The sequence below is a fragment of the Micromonospora sp. NPDC048999 genome (assembly GCF_040649295.1).
Taxonomy (GTDB): domain Bacteria; phylum Actinomycetota; class Actinomycetes; order Mycobacteriales; family Micromonosporaceae; genus Micromonospora.
Genome location: NZ_JBEZFI010000001.1, coordinates 445,921 through 461,001 on the forward strand (window position 1 = coordinate 445,921; position 15,081 = coordinate 461,001).

Below are 15,081 nucleotides of genomic sequence, written 5' to 3' on the forward strand. Positions count from 1 at the left end.
GGGCGGCGATGAGCGACGGACGGGTTCCGACGGGGTTCACCGAGCAGCGGGCACAGGTCGGCGACCTCATGATCAACTATGTCCGGGGCGGCGCCGGGCCCGCGCTGGTGTTGCTGCACGGCTACCCGCAGTGCTGGCGCATGTGGCGGCACCTGCTGTCCGAGCTGGCCCGGTCGTACGACGTGGTCGCACCCGACCTGCGCGGCTTCGGCGGCAGCGACGCCCCGCCGACCGGTTACGACAAGAAGACCGTCGCCGCCGACCTGCACGGGCTGCTCGCCGGCCTCGGCCTGACCACGGACATCCGGCTGGTCGGCCACGACCTGGGCACCATGGTCGCGTACGCCTACGCCGCCGCCCACCCCGACCAGGTGAGCCGGCTGGTGCTCACCGAGGCGCCGATCCCCGACGAGAGCATCTACACGATCCCCGCGCTGACCGCCGCCGGCCCGGCCGTGTGGAACTTCGGTTTCTTCAACGTCCCCAACGGTCTGCCCGAGCATCTCGTCGCAGGCCGGGAGGCGCTCTGGGTCGACCGCTTCACCGACTCCATCATGATCAACAAGGGCAGCCTCGGCCCGGACGACATCGAGGAGTACGCCGGCCACCTGCGCGACGAGGCGCACCTGCGGGCCAGCTTCGGCTACTTCCGGGCGTTCGGGCAGGACATCGCGGACAACGCGGCCTACCGGGCCACGAAGCTGTCGATGCCGGTGCTCGCCATCGGCGCGCAGGCGAGCCTCGGCGGTCAAGTGGCCGAGCAGGCCCACCGGTACGCCGACACGGACACCGGCGAGGTGGTCGACAACTGCGGTCACTGGCTCTTCGAGGAGCGCCCGGCGAAGCTGACCGCCCTGCTCCTGCCCTTCCTCGGCGATCAGTCATCGACCGCCTGATAGACAGCGGTCCAGAGGTCGTGCCACATCGGCAGCCTCTGGTCGCCCGCGTGCGCCCGCTGCATGATGAAGATCGTCGTCATGTCCTCGGCGGGATCGTTGTACCAGGCGGTGCCGTAGAAGCCGGGCCATCCGTAGCTCCCGACCGAGGGGCCGAGGTGCGTACGGCGGGTGCGGACCGACATCCCGAAACCCCAGCCCATGGTGTCGAAGTACCCCGGCCAGAATCCGGAGACCGACTTCTGCGCCGGGGTCAGGTGGTCGCTCGTCATCAGCGTCACCGACGGTCGCGAAAGCATCCGCTCGCCACGATGGGTGCCGCCCGCGAGCAGAGCCGAGGCGAAGGCGAGGTAGTCGTCGGCGGTCGAGACGAGCCCGCCGCCACCTCCTTCGAACGCCGGTGGCCGGCTCCACTGCCCGTCGGGGCCGTCCTCGACGACCGGCTCACCGGTGGCGGCGTTGTCGCGCTCGTACGCCGTCGCCAACCGGCCGACGCTCTCGCCGCCCACGCTGAAGGCGGTGTCCTTCATCCCGAGCGGAGCGCAGACCCGCTCACGCAAGGCATCCCCGAAGGACATGCCAGTGGCCCGGGAGATGAGCACGCCCGTCACGTCGGCGGCGATGTCGTACATCCAGCGTTCGCCGGGCTGGTGGACGAGCGGAAGCGTGCCGAGCCGGCGCATCCACTCGTCCAGAGGCGCGCTGCGCGACCCGCTCGCCATCGGGGCGGGTTCGTCGAGTGTGTTCAGCGCGTCGGCGATCGGGACCGTTCCCGGCTCGGCAGGGACCATGCCGGTGCCGAGGGTGTAGGTCAGCAGATCCCGCAGCGTTATCGGGCGGTTCGCCGGAACGGTGTCTTCCAGTGGCCCGTTGGGATCGGCGAGCACGGTCATCTCCGCCAGCTCTGGGAGGAGGTCGTCGACCGGGTCGTCGAGGCGGAGGGTGCAGTCCTCGACGAGCGTCATCGCACACGCGGCGGCGATCGGCTTACTCATCGAGCCCATACGACAGATCGTGTCGCCTGCCATCGGTGTCGTCGACCCTGCGCCCTCGAACGCGAGATTGCCTGTTGCTTGGATGTGCACCTCGCCGTGGCGGGCGAGGACGGCCACCCCACCCGGGACGAAGCCGGAGTCGACGTGACGCTCGATCAGCTCTCGCACCCGACCCAGCCGTTTCGATGAGAAGCCACCAGTAGTCACCTGTCTCCTCCATCTCATCCGGTCGGGAGTTACATGTTGCGCGACGACCGCACATTCCTCGAGGACGTTGAGGAAGCGACCCGGTCCGAGTCGCATTCGCGGCCCGTGGGCCATCAGGCGGCGGGCTGCCAGGCGTACGCGGTCAGGGGCGCATCGAGCGGGGCGTCGGTGAGCCGGTTCGCGAAGGTCGAGATGGTGTACGTCCCGACGCCGAGCACCACGTCCAGCGCGTGCCGCGGCTGCCAGCCGGCGGCGAGGAAGGCGTCCAGCTCGGGGTCCGGCACGGCGCCCCGGTGGTCGAGCACGGCGAGGCTGAACCGGCGCAGTGCCTCCAGCCGGGCGTCGGGCAGCTCCGTACCGGCCCGCAGGGCGTCGATCAGCTTCGGATCCGCGCCTTGACGGGCGAGCGCGGCGGTGTGCATGGCAACGCAGAGGTGGCACTCGTTGCGGGTGGCGACGGCGAACACCACCACCTCGCGGGCGACCGGGTCCAGGTCGGTGGACTCGAAGATGGCGTTGGCGGTGAGGAAGCCCTTGAGCAGTTCCGGGGATTCGGCCATCAGGCCGACGGCGGCGGGCAGGTGACCGAGGTTGCGGTGGACGCCCGCCATGGTGGCGCGGGCGGCGACAGGCGCGGTGTCGGGGGTGTGTGCGGTGAAGACGCGTCGGGACACGCCGGGACCTCCCGGGTACGATAGTCAACGTGGTTGACCAAACAGTAAACGTGGTTGTCGAAAATGGCAACGCCTGACCGCCCCGGCTTTGCGCTCCCCCTGCTGCTGCTCGCCGGCTTCCGCACGCTCATCGACGACCTGCACGCCGAGCTGGCCCGGCAGGGCCACCCCGACATGCGCCCGGTGCACGGCTTCGCCCTCCAGGCGGTCGGCATCGAGGGCACCACCGCCTCCGAGATGGGCCAGCGCCTGGGCGTCTCCAAGCAGGCGGCCGGCAAGACCGTCGACCGGCTGGTCACGCTCGGCTACCTGGAACGCGCCGACGACCCCGCCGACGCCCGGCGAAAGCTGGTCCGGCTGACCGACCGAGGGCTGGACGGGCTGCACCGCTCGGCGGTCGTGTTCGACCAGCTCCGCGACCGCTGGGCGGCAACGCTCGGCGCTGACCGGGTCGCGGCGCTGGAGGACGACCTGCGTACGGTCGCTCAGCCGAACTTCTTCCGCCTCGACGTCCCCGGCTGGTTCGGCACCTGACCCCTGGGCCTCAACGACCCGCCCCGCCGCCCCGGTCCGGGGATGTCCGTCAGTCCGAGTAGAGCCGCGCCGCGTCGACGAGGACGATGTCGGGCCGGTACGCGGCTGCCCGCCGCAGATCGTCGGTAAATCCTTCCCCGCTCGCCAACAGCAGGCGGGTGCGGCTGGCGTCAATCCCGGGGCGGTGGACGAGCAACTCCCGCACGCGCCGCAGCCGCTCCAGGTCCGCCTGCCCCAGCCGCCGGCCCCACTTCACCTCGCCGATCGCGAGCAGCGTGCGCGGTCCGTCACCGAGCGGCGGCTCACCGAGCGCGACGAGATCCAGCTCGTGGCTGGTCCGGGTGGACGGGTCCGTTACGGTCGCGGCGCTGGCCTCCGCGACGATGCCGTCGAAGACGTCGAGGTCGGCGAAGCGGATGGCCCACTGCCGGACGATCTCCTCGAACCGGGGCCCGAGGACGGCACTGGTGTAGCGGCGTTTCGAGCGGCGCCAGACGTCCCCCCCACGACGCTGTTCGAGCGCGGTCCAGGCGGGTCGCATGACGGCCTGGTAGAAGGTGATGAGCGGTTCGGTGATCCGGTAACTGCTGCGTCCGCTCCGGAGTGGATCCGGTTCCCGCACGAGCAGGCCGGCGTCCTCCAACACGGTCAGTGGATGTTGCAGGTCGTTCGCCTTGCGCCCGATGTAGCCGGCGATCCCGCCACGGCTGGCGTTGCCTTCGGCGACTGCCGCCAGCACGGAGTGGTAGAGGGCGGTGTCCCGCAGATCGGGGTCCTCGACGAGCAGGTAACGCGCCTCCCGGAACAACGGGCGTGCCGGGTTGAGGACCGCCCGCACCACCCAGCTGTCGAAGTCCTCCGGGCCGTCTGGCGCATCGTCCTGGACGTACTCGCGCCGGTAGGCCGGCGTGCCACCCACGATGGAGAAGACCTTCACGGCCAGCAACGGGTCCTGGATGCCCCAGAAGGCGGCGGCGGCCCGATAGTCCAGCGGCTGCACCGGCAGCTCCAGGCCGGCCCGGCCCCGAAGCGGCGCGGACCCGGCGAGCAGGCCACCCATGAAGGACAGGGCCGATCCACAGAGCAGCAGACGGGTCTGGGACTGCGTGCGTTCCGGCCGTCCAGGCGTGAGCGCGTGCTGAATGATCGACGGGAGGTCGCGGGCCACGCGCACGAGATACGGGAACTCGTCGATGACCACGGTCACCGGGCGTTCCCGCGCCAGGGCGAGCAGCGCATCCACCGCCGCGCCCCAGTCGGCCAGCTGAACCGGCCCCAGCGCGCCCGTGTAGGCGCCGAGCGCCTCGCCGAGCCGCCGAAGCGACTCCGCAGCCGTGGCCTCGGTGGCCCCGAAGTAGAAGCCGTCGGTGGCCCGAGCCAGCTCATAGAGCAGCAACGTCTTGCCCTGGCGACGCCGGCCGCTGACGACCCCGAGGGTCGCGCCCGGGCGCTCGTCGGCGGCGAAGCGGGTTAGCTCCGCCCACTCGACGTCCCGGTCGAAGATCCCCTTCGGTTTCGCCAGTTGAGTCACCTGCGGTCACCGCACTTCGTAGAACTACAGTTCTTAGAAGTGTAGTCCTACATTTTGCTCCGGGGCGTGGCTGGCGCCCTCCAGGCCCGTCCGCGCCGACCAGGCCTTGATCGACTCGGTGTGCGGCATGTGGTGGTCTCCGCGAGACCGAATGCCACCATGTGCGCAGCATGGAGTGGATCACCCCGCTCACTGCCTCGTGGCAGGACGATACGGGGATGAGTGACGCGTACGTGGTGGGCGATCCGGACGGTCTCTCCCCGCTGTTGCGGGAGATCCGGGACGCGGTCGCCCGGGAGCTGCACGCCCAGTTGGCCCTGCGGGCCGAGCGGATCGAGCTGGCCGACGTCCCCGAGATCGCCTACCAGGTGACGCTCGGCGTAGACCGGCTGCTTACCGGTCGACGCCGTAGCGCGGGGATCAGTTGACGCCGGCGTACGAGTGCAGGCCGGTGAAGAAGAAGTTGACCCCGAACAGGTTCATCAGCATGGTCAGGAAGCCCAGGATCGAGATCCAGGTGGCCACGTTCCGCCTGATGCTCGGGGTGGCCCGAGCGTGCAGGTAGCCGGCGTACACCACCCAGGAGATGAACGCCCAGGTCTCCTTCGGGTCCCAGCCCCAGGCCCGACCCCAGGCCGCCTCGGCCCAGATCGCCCCGGCGATCACCGCGAAGGTGAAGATCGGGAAGGCGAAGGCGTGCAGCGCGAAGGTCAGCCGCTCCAGGCCGGCCGCCGCCGGCAGCCGGCGGGCCAGCGTGTACGGGAAGCTCCGCCGCCCCTGCTCCCAACCGGCCCGCATCAGGTACGCGCCGGCCGGCACCACGCCCAGCAGGAAGATGCCGGAGGCGAAGATGATCGTCGACACGTGGATGATGAACCAGTACGACTGCAGCGCCGGCATCAGCGGGGTGACCTGCACGTAGAGCTTCAGCTCGGCGAACGCCAACAGCAGCACCATGACCAGGGTCAGGAAGAGCCCCAGCCGGCGCAGCGACGGCTGCTTCCAGAGCACCACCAGCCAGGCTGCGGCCCCGATGAAGGTGCCCGTCAGCACGAACTCGTACATGTTGCCCCAGGGCATCCGCTCGGCGGCCACGCCCCGGGTGACCACCGCGCCCAGGTGCAGCGCGACGGCGAGCACGGTGACCCAGGCGGCGATCCGCCCGGCCAGCGCGGCCCGCGCGCCCGAGCGACTCGGCCGGGCCGTGGGCGCGACCTCGGCCACAGCCGAGGGTGCGACCTCGGCCGGGGTCGCGGGCGCGTCGACGCTGCCGCCCGCGACGCCGAGACCGGCGCCGACCAACTCCCGGGCTGGGGCGGCCGTCCGCGCCGACACCGCGCGGGCGTTGCCCAACGCGTACTCGACGGCGTGGCTGATCATCGCGACCAGGTACGCCAGGATCGCGTACGTGACCAGCTGGTCGGAGAGTGCGGACATCACTCGTCTCCTTCTCGCGCCCGCCGGTCGTCTCGCCCGTCGTCGCTGACTGCGGCGACGAGCTGCGCGAACTCGTCGGCGAACCCCGGATGCTCGGTGCGCGGCAGCCCACCGGCCGCCACCAAGCTACTACCGTTCGTCGGAGATCCACCCTCGGGGGCCGAAACCCGGAACCAGACCCGCCGTCGCCGGGCGAAGAGCGAGCCCATCAGGCCGAGCAACAGCGTCGCGCAGGCGCCGAGCATCAGCGTCTGCCCGGGGGCGTGCCGGATGGAGATGGCGATGTAGGGCTGGGTGGCCACGAACTCCAGCGTGCTGCCGTCGTCCAGGGTCCACTTCTCGCCCAGGCGCAGCACCTTGGTGTCGATCTGCTTGAGCTTGCCCTTGTCGATCTGCCGCTGGTCGAGCTCGTAGACCGAGCCGGGGATGCCGGCGTCCATCCCCAGGTTGCCCCGGTAGGCGATCAGGTTCAAAGTCGGGTTCCGCTCCTCCGGCCAGGTGGAGCGGACGAACGGCCCGGTGTCCGGGGCGGTGGGCAGGTAGATCCCACTGAAGGCGACCTGCTGGTCCGAGGCGCGCGTGCCGGTCTTCGGGTCGAGGTTCGCGTCCGGGAAGACGGCCACGCCCTCCCCCGTCAGGGTGGCGTCGTCGATGGTCTTGAACGGGGTGTTGCTGGTCTGCGCCCGACCGTATTTGTCGGTGTATTTCAGGATCGGCGTGAACCCGTGGCCGAGCAGGTAGACGTTGGCCGAGCGGAGCCGCAGCGGCGAGTTGACCGAGAAGGTGGCGGTCTCCGTCGGCTGGCCGTCCAGGTGGTCCACGGTCACCGTGGCCTGGTAACGCGACGGCTGCCCGGAGGGGAGGTACCCCGCTTCGAACCGGTCGAGGGTGAGGCAGAAGGGCGGCAGGTCGGCGCTGTCCACCCGGGGGCCGAGCGAGACCTCGGCGTACTGCTGGCGGGTGTTGCAGAAGGCGTTCTCCGCCCCCGCCACCAGCAGCTTGTTGCCGTGCCAGCCGTACCAGGAGCCGACCGCGACCCCGACCAGGAGGGCGACCAGCGATACGTGGAAGAGCAGGTTGCCGGTCTCCTTGAGGTAGCCCTTCTCGGCGGAGACCTCGTTGCCGCGTACCACGACCCGCCAGCGTCGGCGGCGCAGCACCGCCGCGATCGCCTCCGGGTCGGCGGCGGCCGGCGCCTCCAGCACCGCGTGCTGCGGCAGCCGGTCGAGACGCTTCGGCGCGGCCGGCGGCTTCATCAGCAGCGCCCGGACGTGGTCGCGGGCCCGGGGCAGGATGCAGCCGACCAGCGAGGTGAACAGCAGCAGGTAGATCGCGGAGAACCAGACCGAGCCGAACACCTCGAACATGCCGAGCTGGTCCAGCCGCGGGGCCAGGTCGGGGTGGTCGACGTACCACTGGTTGACCTTCTCCGGGCTGACCCCGCGCTGCGGCAGCACCGAGCCGGGGATCGCGCCGACCGCGAGCAGGAAGAGCAGGACCAACGCGGTACGCATGCTGGTGAGCTGCCGCCACGAGTTGCGCAGCAGGGCGACCACCGGGTTGACCCGTCGCCTCGGAGCGGGCGGTGCCGCCGGCCGGTCGTCGACCGTCGTCATCAGATGCTCACCTCGCCCACGCCCACGTGCGTCTGCAACCAGATCACGAAGTTCTGCCAGCCGCCGGTGACCAGCGCCAGGCCGATCAGAATCAGCAGGGCACCGCCGATCCGGGTGACCCAGCGGCTGTTGCGCCGGACGGCGCGGAACACCCCGAGCAGGCGATGGAAGCCCAGCCCGAAGACGATGAACGGTAGCCCCAGCCCGAGGCAGTACGCCACGGCGAGCAGCACCGCCCGGTCGGTCTTGCCCTCCGTCGCGGCCAGGCCGAGCACCGCGCCGAGCGTCGGGCCGGTGCAGGGCATCCAGCTCAGCGCGAAGACCACCCCGAGCACCGGGGCGCCGAGCAGCCCGGCGGCGGGCAGCCGGTGGATCCGGAACTCGCGCTGCATCCCGGGGATCAGGCCGAGGTAGCCGAGCCCGAGCAGCACGATCAGCCCGCCGATGACGATCTCCAGCGGGCGTTTGTGCTGGTAGAAGGCCTTTCCGATGCCGGAGACCACGATCGCGGTGGTGACGAAGACGACGGTGAAGCCGGCGATGAAGAGCAGCGTCCCGGCCAGCACCCGCCCCTTCACCGCGGCCGGCGGCCGGGCCGGGGGCGCGGCGACGGTCACCCCGCCGCCGGCCGGGCCGTCGGTCCCGCCGGACGGCGTCACCGCCCGCACGCGCCCCTCCAGGTCGGCGCCAGCCAGGCCGGTGACGTAGGAGAGGTAGCCGGGCATCAGGGGCAGGACGCACGGGGAGAGGAAGCTGACCAGCCCGGCGAGCGCCGCCGCGCCGATGGCCAGCAGCAGCGGGCCGGACTGGGCGACCTGACTGAAGGTCTCGCCCATCAGCGGGACCCGTTGGGCGCTGGCTGCTCGGCGGCGACCTTCTCGACGATCGGTCGCAGTTCGTCCTTGGTGACGGCTCTGCGGATCACCACCGCGATACGGCCGTCCCGGTCGAGGATGACGGTCGCCGGCGTGCTGTTCGGCGGGATGTCGAAGTTGAGCGCCTGCCGACTGGCCGGGTCGAAGAGGCTCGGGTAGGTGACCCGGCCCTCCTCGAAGGCGACCGCCTTGTCCCGGCTGTCCTGCACGTTGATGCCGAGGAAGGTCACCCCGGAATCCTTGGTGGCCTGGTACGTAGCCTCCAGGCCGTCGGCCTCGGCGCGACAGGGCGCGCACCAGGAGCCCCAGAAGTTGACCACGACCACCTTGCCGCGGTCGTTGGAGATGTCGTAGCTGCCGCCGGTGAGCAGCTCACCGCTCACCTTCGGGGTCTTCGACCGCTGGTCGGGGGCGCAGGTGACGGTGAGGCCGTCGCTCGCGCACAGGCTCTCCTTGTTGCCGGAGGTGCAGCCGACCAGCGCCGTACCGGCGGTGACGGCGGCGAGCAGGGCTGCGGCGAGCCTCCGGCTGAGCATCAGGCCCCCTTGGCCGTCCGGGCGCTCGCCGACATCGCGACCAGGTGAGCCGCCGGCTCGGTGTAGCTGATGCCGACGACCTTGGCGCCGTCGAAGTGGAACGAGGTGAGGCTGGCCAGCCCGCACTGTCGCCGGCGCGGGTCGTGCCAGAGCCGCTTGCGCTCGACCCACCGGCGCAGCGTCCAGATGGGCAGCTGGTGGGAGACGATCACGGCCTCGCGCCCCTCGGCGGCGATCCGGGCGGCGTGCAGGCCGGCGAACATCCGCTCGGCGATGGCCCGGTACGCCTCGCCCCACGATGGGGTGAGCGGGTCGCGCAGCACCCACCAGTTGCGCGGGTCGCGGAACGAGCCGTCGCCGACCGAGACCTTCTTGCCCTCGAACCAGTTGGCGCTCTCGATCAGCCGCTCGTCCGCCCCGATCGGCAGGCCGAACTGCGCCGCGATCGGCTCGGCGGTCTGCTGGGCGCGTTCCAGCGGGCTGGCGACCACGTGCACCACGGTCTTGTCGGCGAGCGCCTGGGCGGCGGCCTTGGCCATCTGGACGCCCAGCTCGGAGAGGCGGAAACCGGGCAGCCTGCCGTAGAGGATGCCGTCCGGGTTGTGCACCTCGCCGTGCCGCAGCACGTGGACCACCGTCTTGCTCACGACTGTGCCCCCTTCGTTCGCGACTGCGGGGCTCGCAAACCCGGCTCACTCCTCGCGCTCACCGCTATCCTCCCGCCGCCGCCGTCGCCGCGCCGGGCAGCGCGTCGGCGATCTGCTCCAGGGCGGCGTCGTCGATCGCCGCCGACACGAACCACGACTCGAACGCGCTCGGCGGGAGGTAGACCCCGGCGGCGAGCATCGCGTGGAAGAACGCCTTGAACGCGGGCACCTGCTGGGTGCGGGCGCTGTCGTAGTCGACCACGTCGGCGTCGGTGAAGAAGATCGAGAACATGTTGCCCGCGTACGAGAGGCGGTGCGGCACCCCGGCGGCGGCCAGCGCGTCGGTGGCGAGCTTGCCCACCACGGCGGCCGTCTCGTCGAGCTTGCGGTAGAGCGCGTCGTCGGCGAGCCGGAGCGTGGCCAGGCCGGCGGCACACGCGAGGGGATTACCGGAGAGCGTGCCGGCCTGGTAGACCGGGCCGGCCGGGGCCAGCTTCGCCATGATCTCCGCGCGCCCGCCGAACGCCGCGGCGGGCAGGCCACCGCCCATGACCTTCCCGTACGTCCACAGGTCGGCGTCGGACGGGTCGAGGCCGTGCCAGCCGGCGCGGGAGACCCGGAACCCGGTCATCACCTCGTCGACGATGAGCAGCGCGCCGTACGCGTGGGCGATCCGGGCGAGCTGCTGGTTGAAGCCGTCGCGCGGGGCGATCACGCCCATGTTGCCGGCGGCCGCCTCGGTGATGATCGCGGCGATGTGCGGCCCCTCGGCGGCGAAGGCCTCCTCCACCGCGCGGAGGTCGTTGTACGGCAGCACGATGGTGTCGCCGGCGGCGGCGCCGGTCACGCCGGGCGAGTCGGGCAGGCCGAAGGTGGCCACGCCGGAGCCGGCGGCGGCGAGCAGCGCGTCGGAGTGGCCGTGGTAGCAGCCGGAGAACTTAATGATCTTGGCGCGGCCGGTGAAGCCGCGGGCCAGCCGGATCGCCGACATCGTCGCCTCGGTGCCCGAGTTGACCAGCCGGACCTGCTCGACCGGGGTACGCGCGACGATCTCGTCCGCCAGGTCGACCTCGCGCGGGGTCGGGGTGCCGAAGCTGGTGCCGAGCGCGGCGGCCTCCCGGAGCGCCTCGACCACGGCCGGGTGGGCGTGGCCGAGGATCAGCGGCCCCCAGGAGCAGACCAGGTCGACGTAGCGGCGACCGTCGGCGTCGAACAGCCAGGGACCGTCCCCCCGCACCATGAAACGCGGGGTGCCGCCCACGGCACGGAACGCGCGTACAGGGGAGTTCACCCCGCCGGGCACGACGGCCTTGGCGCGGTCGAACAGGGCCTCGGAGGCCGGTGCGTCGGCCGGGTAGCGGCCGGTTCCGGCGGAAATGGAATCGCTCACGATGCCGCCATTGTGTCAGCGTCGGACGGCTGACCGGCAGCCACCCCGCACCGGTGGTTACCGGGCTCACGCGCTTCGGGGTCGGCGGGCATCGCTCCTCGGGGCTCGCGCATCGCTCCTCGGGTTGGCGGACATCGCTCCTCGGGCGGGCCGCTGGCGACCGGGGCCGGCTCGACGGGCCGCGTGGTCGAGATCGCGATAGGCTGACCGAGTGGATCGTGCCGAACTGTCCATCACGGTGCATCGGACGGGCGACGAAGCGGTGCTTCGTCTCGCCGGTGAGATCGACATGCTCACGGCCGCCCAGCTGTCGACCGTCGTCAACGAGGTGCTGGCCGATCCTCCGCCGCGCATCGTGCTCGACCTGGGCGGCGTGACCTTCTGCGACTCGCAGGGCCTCGGCACCCTAGTGGTGCTGAGCCGCAAGGCCAGTCACGCCCAGAGCCTGCTGGTCCTGAGCAACGTGGGCGATTTCCTCCTCCGCGTCCTGGACATCACCGGCCTCCGCTCCGCCCTGATGATCCGCACCGCCCCCTCCCGTTGACGGCCCACCCTTCCGCGTTGATCAAGGAGTTTGCGTCTACCGCGGCCGGATTTCTGACGCAAACTCCTTGATCAACAACGCGGGGTGGGTCAGGTGGTGGGGACGTCGCGGTGGTGGAAGGTGGTTAGGCCAGCCAGGGCTAGGGCTAGGGCGACGGCGGGCAGGGTGTAGAGGGGGGTGGGGCTCCAGGTGTCCCGGAGCACCTGGGGGGTGTGGGTGAACGGGGAGAGGTCCAGCAGCCACTGGTTCAGGTTCAGGACCGCGCCTAGCTGGCCGAGCAGCACGCAGACCGCGAGCACCGCCCAGGCCGCCGAGGCCAGCCGGGGCAGCAGGCCGTAGAGGAGCACCGCCAGCCCGGCCAGCACCCAGGCCGCAGGCACCTGGGCCAGCCCGGCACCGACCATCCGGGGCAGCTGCCCCGACACGTCGTGCACGCTCTGGCCGTAGGTCAGCCCCGCGGCCAGGCCGGTCACGGCCAGCACCACCACCGGCCCGAGCAGCGCGAACAGCACGTGGGACAGCAGCCAGGTCGAGCGATGGGCCCCGGTCGCCAGCAGCGGCTCGGCCCGCCCGGCGATCTCCTCCGACCGCATCCGCAGCGCGGCCTGCACGCCGTACCCGGTCGCCGCCAGGCCGGCCACGCTCAGCGTGGCGCCGAGGTACGCGTCGGCCAGCCCGGTGGCGCCCCCGATCCGGGCCATGATCTCCTCCAGTTGCGGGTTGCCCTCGACGGACCGGCCGGCGGCCTGCGCCGCCCCGCCGAGGATCAGCCCGAGCAGGCCGAAGCCGACCGACCACCAGAGGATCTGCCCGCGGTGCAGCCGCCAGGCCAGCCCGAACGGCCCAGAGAGGGCTCGACCGGCGGTGGCCGGCCCGAGGCGGGGTGGCAGCAGGCCGGCGCCCAGGTCACGACGTACCGACAACGGGTACGCGACCGCCGCGACCAGCACCGTCGCGGCCAGCGGCAGCGCCAGCACCCACCAGCGCTCCCCCTCGTACGCCCGCACCCGGGCAGCCCAGCCCAACGGCGAGAGCCAGCTCGGCCAGTCGTGCGCGGCGGTGTCGCCCACCAGCCGGAGCCCGAAGGCGCCCCCGAGGACCGCGATCGCGATGCCCCGGCCACCGCCCGCCGTCTCGGTGAGCTGGGCGGCCAGCCCGCCGATCGTGGCGAAGACGACGCCGGTCAGCCCGGCGGCCAGGCCGTAGGCGACCGACCCGGTCGCCGGCAGCCCGGTGGCGATCAGCCCGGCCGTGGTGAGCAGGCCGAGTAGCAGGTCGGCCGCGTACGTCACGAGCAGCGCGGCGGTCAGCCCGGCGTGCCGGCCGAGCACCGTGCTGCCGAGCAACTCCCGGCGGCCGGCCTCCTCCTCGGTCCGGGTGTGCCGGATGACGGTGAGCAGGCTGGCCAGTGCGACGATCACCAGCAGGAACCCGGAACGCTGGGCGGTCAACGCGCCGATGCTGTCGCCGTAGAGCGGGCCGAGCAGCGCGATGATCGACGGGTTCCGAGCGGTGCCGGTGACGTACGCGGCCCGCTGCGCGTCCGTCTGGAGGAGCTCGAAGAAGCTGGCCGCGTAGCTCATCGGCAGGACGGCGAGCACTAGCACCCAGAGCGGAAGCAGCAGGCGGTCCCGGCGCAGGATCAGCCGAAGCAGGTGGCGAGTGCCGGTCACCGTGCTCATTGGACCGCCTCGGCGGGGGCTGACTCGGCGGAGGCCGATTCGTAGTGCCGCAGGAACAGCTCCTCCAGCGTCGGCGGCTGGCTGACCAGGCTGCGTACGCCCAGCTCGGTGAGCCGGCGCAGCGCGGTGTCCAGCGCGGCGGTGTCCACGTCGAAGCGGACCCGGTGGCCGTCCACCCGCAGGTCGTGCACGCCGGGCAGTTCGGCGAGCCCGTCCAGCGGGGCGGCGACCTCGGCCTCGATCGAGGTGCGGTGCAGGTGGCGCAGGTCGCCGAGGGTCCCGGACTCGACCGCGCGGCCGTTGCGGATGATCGTCACCCGGTCGCAGAGCGCCTCCACCTCGGCCAGGATGTGGCTGGAGAGCAGCACGGTGCGGCCATCCCGCTTGGCTCGGCGTACCCAGTGCTGGAAGACCTCCTCCATCAGCGGGTCCAGCCCGGAGGTCGGCTCGTCGAGGATGAGCAGCTCGACGTCGGAGGCGAGCGCGGCGACCAGGCCGACCTTCTGCCGGTTGCCCTTCGAGTAGGCGCGGCCCTTCTTGCGCGGGTCCAGCTCGAAGGACTCCAGCAGCTCGGCACGGCGCTTCGGGTCGAGCCCGCCGCGCATCCGGCCGAGCAGGTCGATCACCTCGCCGCCGCTGAGGTTGGGCCAGAGGGTGACGTCGCCGGGGACGTACGCGAGGCGGCGGTGCAGGGCGACGGCGTCCCGCCAGGGGTCGCCACCGAGCAGTCGGACGGCCCCGGCGTCCGCCCGCAGCAGTCCGAGCAGCACCCGGATGGTGGTCGACTTGCCGGAGCCGTTGGGGCCCAGGAAGCCGTGCACCTCCCCGGCGCGGACGGTGAGGTCGAGTCCGTCGAGTGCTCGGGTCCGGCCGAAGGTCTTCACCAGGCCGGACACCTCAATCGGGGTTTCCATGTTTTGGAAGCTACGCTCGTTTCATAAACTTGTGAAGACAGTGGAAGCTGAGGCACCATCAGCTTCACGACTGCCAACGGAGGGAGCCCACGCCGATGCCTGACGACCACCGCCCGACTCGGAACGAGGAAGAGATCCACCTCTTCGTCGAGCGGATGGCGATGGCCTTCGCGGACGTCGGCTTTCCCCGGATGGCCGGCCGGGCGCTCTTCACCGTGATGAGCGCGGACGACCCGCTCACCGCCGCCGAGATCGGCGAGCGGCTCGGGGTCAGCGCGGCGGCCGTCTCCGGCGCGGTCCGCTATCTGACCCAGTTCGGCATGCTGGTCCGCGAGCCGGTCAAAGGCTCCCGCCGGGACCGCTACCGGATGCCGGACAACCCGTGGTACGAGGCCACCATCACCAAGACCGGCCTCTACAAGAACTTCATCGACATCGCCAACGGCGGTGTCGACGCACTACTCGGGCGGGACACCCCGGCCGGCGAACGGGTCTCCGAGATGCGGGACTTCTTCCTCTTCGTACAGGAGGAGATCGACGCCCTCGGCGAGCGGTGGCGGGCCCGACGCGCCGCGACCGGACACGGTGGCCGCGCCAGCTGAC

At 71.6% G+C, this 15,081-nt stretch carries 16 protein-coding genes; 5 read left to right on the top strand and 11 right to left on the bottom strand.

The genetic code is table 11. From position 1 onward, the window contains the following. The first annotated feature begins 8 nt into the window (after window positions 1-8). Complete coding sequence (locus AB0C02_RS02130; RefSeq protein ID WP_357540167.1) at window positions 9-896, top strand: alpha/beta hydrolase; 888 nt, start codon at window positions 9-11, stop codon at window positions 894-896. Here the strand turns inward: AB0C02_RS02130 and AB0C02_RS02135 are convergent. Continuing rightward, entirely contained in the window at window positions 878-2,098 is a 1,221-nt protein-coding gene (locus AB0C02_RS02135; protein WP_357540169.1) for a serine hydrolase domain-containing protein, read from the bottom strand. The two genes, AB0C02_RS02130 and AB0C02_RS02135, sit on opposite strands and share 19 nt — an antisense overlap. A 113-nt stretch (window positions 2,099-2,211) precedes the next feature. Continuing rightward, window positions 2,212-2,772 carry a carboxymuconolactone decarboxylase family protein gene (locus tag AB0C02_RS02140; RefSeq protein WP_357540171.1) on the bottom strand — a complete coding sequence of 187 codons (561 nt, stop codon included), beginning with the start codon at window positions 2,770-2,772 and terminating at the stop codon, window positions 2,212-2,214. 63 nt (window positions 2,773-2,835) lie between these two features. Between AB0C02_RS02140 and AB0C02_RS02145 the strand changes: the two genes are divergently transcribed. After that, window positions 2,836-3,306, top strand: coding sequence for a MarR family transcriptional regulator (locus AB0C02_RS02145; RefSeq protein ID WP_357540173.1), 471 nt, complete (start codon window positions 2,836-2,838; stop codon window positions 3,304-3,306). A 49-nt stretch (window positions 3,307-3,355) separates the two neighbouring features. Here the strand turns inward: AB0C02_RS02145 and AB0C02_RS02150 are convergent, their stop codons facing one another. Continuing rightward, window positions 3,356-4,837: an ATP-binding protein gene (locus AB0C02_RS02150; RefSeq protein WP_357540175.1), complete on the bottom strand. Its 1,482-nt coding sequence runs from the start codon at window positions 4,835-4,837 to the stop codon at window positions 3,356-3,358. A 218-nt stretch (window positions 4,838-5,055) separates the two neighbouring features. Between AB0C02_RS02150 and AB0C02_RS02155 the strand changes: the two genes are divergently transcribed. Next, window positions 5,056-5,265 carry a hypothetical protein gene (locus tag AB0C02_RS02155; protein ID WP_357540177.1) on the top strand — a complete coding sequence of 70 codons (210 nt, stop codon included), beginning with the start codon at window positions 5,056-5,058 and terminating at the stop codon, window positions 5,263-5,265. Here the strand turns inward: AB0C02_RS02155 and ccsB are convergent. From ccsB to hemL, 6 genes are all read right to left on the bottom strand, one after another. Beyond that, a complete protein-coding gene (gene ccsB / locus AB0C02_RS02160) occupies window positions 5,258-6,274 on the bottom strand; it encodes a c-type cytochrome biogenesis protein CcsB (protein ID WP_357540179.1) in 1,017 nt (338 codons plus the stop codon). The two genes, AB0C02_RS02155 and ccsB, sit on opposite strands and share 8 nt — an antisense overlap. Further along, window positions 6,274-7,890 (bottom strand): cytochrome c biogenesis protein ResB, encoded by a 1,617-nt coding sequence (locus tag AB0C02_RS02165; RefSeq protein WP_357540181.1) that lies wholly within the window; start codon window positions 7,888-7,890, stop codon window positions 6,274-6,276. The genes ccsB and AB0C02_RS02165 overlap by 1 nt, the downstream gene beginning before the upstream one ends. Beyond that, a complete protein-coding gene (locus tag AB0C02_RS02170) occupies window positions 7,890-8,726 on the bottom strand; it encodes a cytochrome c biogenesis protein CcdA (protein ID WP_357540183.1) in 837 nt (278 codons plus the stop codon). Before AB0C02_RS02170 ends, AB0C02_RS02165 begins: the two co-directional genes overlap by 1 nt. Beyond that, window positions 8,726-9,301 carry a TlpA disulfide reductase family protein gene (locus tag AB0C02_RS02175; protein WP_357540184.1) on the bottom strand — a complete coding sequence of 192 codons (576 nt, stop codon included), beginning with the start codon at window positions 9,299-9,301 and terminating at the stop codon, window positions 8,726-8,728. Before AB0C02_RS02175 ends, AB0C02_RS02170 begins: the two co-directional genes overlap by 1 nt. After that, the gene (locus AB0C02_RS02180) at window positions 9,301-9,948 is read right to left on the bottom strand and encodes a histidine phosphatase family protein (RefSeq protein ID WP_357540186.1); all 648 of its coding nucleotides are present in this window, start codon (window positions 9,946-9,948) and stop codon (window positions 9,301-9,303) included. The genes AB0C02_RS02175 and AB0C02_RS02180 overlap by 1 nt, the downstream gene beginning before the upstream one ends. A gap of 64 nt (window positions 9,949-10,012) precedes the next feature. Continuing rightward, entirely contained in the window at window positions 10,013-11,338 is a 1,326-nt protein-coding gene (gene hemL, locus AB0C02_RS02185; RefSeq protein ID WP_357540187.1) for a glutamate-1-semialdehyde 2,1-aminomutase, read from the bottom strand. Window positions 11,339-11,549: 211 nt separating this feature from the next. Between hemL and AB0C02_RS02190 the strand changes: the two genes are divergently transcribed. Further along, the gene (locus tag AB0C02_RS02190) at window positions 11,550-11,882 is read left to right on the top strand and encodes an STAS domain-containing protein (protein WP_357540188.1); all 333 of its coding nucleotides are present in this window, start codon (window positions 11,550-11,552) and stop codon (window positions 11,880-11,882) included. Window positions 11,883-11,971: 89 nt separating this feature from the next. Here AB0C02_RS02190 and AB0C02_RS02195 read toward each other — a convergent pair whose 3' ends face one another. Together AB0C02_RS02195 and AB0C02_RS02200 are read right to left on the bottom strand one after the other, a co-directional pair. Further along, on the bottom strand, window positions 11,972-13,564 hold the full coding sequence (locus AB0C02_RS02195) for an ABC transporter permease (RefSeq protein WP_357540190.1): 1,593 nt from the start codon (window positions 13,562-13,564) through the stop codon (window positions 11,972-11,974). Beyond that, a complete protein-coding gene (locus tag AB0C02_RS02200) occupies window positions 13,561-14,478 on the bottom strand; it encodes an ABC transporter ATP-binding protein (protein ID WP_357540192.1) in 918 nt (305 codons plus the stop codon). The genes AB0C02_RS02195 and AB0C02_RS02200 overlap by 4 nt, the downstream gene beginning before the upstream one ends. 95 nt (window positions 14,479-14,573) lie before the next feature. Between AB0C02_RS02200 and AB0C02_RS02205 the strand changes: the two genes are divergently transcribed. Then, window positions 14,574-15,080 carry a MarR family transcriptional regulator gene (locus AB0C02_RS02205; RefSeq protein ID WP_357540194.1) on the top strand — a complete coding sequence of 169 codons (507 nt, stop codon included), beginning with the start codon at window positions 14,574-14,576 and terminating at the stop codon, window positions 15,078-15,080. The last annotated feature ends 1 nt before the right edge of the window (window position 15,081 follow it).